Source organism: Erythrobacter epiphyticus, from assembly GCF_034653295.1.
GTDB lineage: Bacteria > Pseudomonadota > Alphaproteobacteria > Sphingomonadales > Sphingomonadaceae > Erythrobacter.
In genome coordinates this window covers 1-1,382 of record NZ_JAYEEU010000018.1, presented here as the reverse complement: position 1 = coordinate 1,382, position 1,382 = coordinate 1, and the positions used below count along the sequence as shown (strand labels likewise).

Below are 1,382 nucleotides of genomic sequence, written 5' to 3'. Positions count from 1 at the left end.
CTCGACCACCTGCTGCCGGTGCTCGAGAACGTGCGCGACACCTCGGAAGGCCCGGTGCTGATCCATGTCGTGACCGAGAAGGGCAAGGGCTATGCCCCGGCCGAAAACTCTGCCGACAAGTATCACGGCGTCCCCAAGTTCAACGTCGTCACCGGCGAAAAGGCCAAGAGCAACCCCACCGCGCCGGCCTATCAGGACGTGTTCGGCCTGACGCAGGGTGCGAATGCGATCCCGCCGCCCGGTGATGATCTTGTGCGGATAGCACTGGTGGCCGACATCCCACACGAGTTTGTCTTCGGGGGTGTTGAACACATAGTGGATCGCAACCGTCAGCTCGACCACACCGAGCCCGGACCCGAGATGCCCGCCGCTGACGCTGACCGCGTCGATCATCTCGGCGCGCAGTTCATCGGCCAATTGGCGAAGTTGTTCAGGCTTGAGGCGGCGCAGCTCGTCAGGGGTGTTGACCTGATCAAGCAGGGGAGTGTGCGGTGGTTGATTCATGGTTTCCAGCGTTACACGCTGATTTCCGGCCTGTCGATGCGCAGTTGCGCAAGCTTGCCACCGGTTTTCCTGACAATGTTGGAGACAATTGAGACACTGTCTTGTGTCGAAAAAGCAATCGATCACCGCGCGCCGGTTGATCGACCGGATTGATCAGCAAAGCGGGGAAGGGGCCACGGGGCGCACGGATCATGACACAAGCCTACAGAAAATAGTGGCATTAGGAAATCCGCCAGCCTCCCCGTCAGGTGCAGGCCTTGCACAGCCCACGGATCTCGAGCACCGGGCGTTCCGCCTTGAACCCGCGCGCCGCCGCGATCCCGCGCACGGCGCGACTCACATCCTCATCATCAACATGGGCGGCCTCGCCACATTCGTCGCAGACCAGGAAGATGCAGTCATGCGCGCAGCCCGGATGGGTGTTGGCGAGGAAGGCATTGGCGCTTTCCACCCGCATCGCGAGGTTGTTCGTCACGAAGACATCAAGAATGCGGTACACGCTGTTGGGCGCGACTCTTTTGCCGCGCGCGGCCGAGAGATTATCGGCAATGTCATAGGCCGAGACCGGCCGATCATGCCGGGCGAGTTCGGCAAACACCGCCTCGCGCATCGCGGTCCATTGCTCACCCGCGGCGCTGAGCGAGCGGGCGGCCGCCTGAATCAGGCTTTCGCCGTGGTGTTCGTGGTGGGTGTGCGAATGCGCGTGACTGGCCATGGCTGCAATATAGCGCCCTCAATGCGGTTTTCCTAGCTGGCATCCCGCAGGAAGCCGGGGCGGTATTGTGCGGGGAACATAGCTTTGAGCGCTTCGACCTTGGGCTTGTCCCAGCGCTGGATGTAACCGTGGCGGGGGTTCTTCGCCATGAAGTCCTGATGAT

At 61.9% G+C, this 1,382-nt stretch carries 1 protein-coding gene and 3 pseudogenes; 1 reads left to right on the top strand and 3 read right to left on the bottom strand.

Going from position 1 to position 1,382, the window contains the following annotated elements; all coding sequences use genetic code 11:
- A pseudogene (locus tag SOQ14_RS14205) lies at positions 1-213 on the top strand (1-deoxy-D-xylulose-5-phosphate synthase); the annotation flags it as partial.
- Here the strand turns inward: SOQ14_RS14205 and SOQ14_RS14200 are convergent.
- From SOQ14_RS14200 to SOQ14_RS14190, 3 genes and pseudogenes are all read right to left on the bottom strand, one after another.
- Positions 208-504 (bottom strand): annotated as a pseudogene (locus tag SOQ14_RS14200) (1-deoxy-D-xylulose-5-phosphate synthase N-terminal domain-containing protein); the annotation flags it as partial. The pseudogenes SOQ14_RS14205 and SOQ14_RS14200 overlap by 6 nt on opposite strands.
- A gap of 244 nt (positions 505-748) precedes the next feature.
- Positions 749-1,219, bottom strand: coding sequence for a Fur family transcriptional regulator (locus SOQ14_RS14195; protein WP_322897266.1), 471 nt, complete (start codon positions 1,217-1,219; stop codon positions 749-751).
- A 32-nt stretch (positions 1,220-1,251) separates the two neighbouring features.
- Positions 1,252-1,382 (bottom strand): annotated as a pseudogene (locus SOQ14_RS14190) (peptide-methionine (S)-S-oxide reductase MsrA); the annotation flags it as partial.

What these genes read in the sequence shown, in the direction of transcription:
- SOQ14_RS14195 (WP_322897266.1), bottom strand. Translation starts at nt 1,219, where the DNA reads ATGGCCAGTCACGCGCATTCGCACACCCACCACGAACACCACGGCGAA.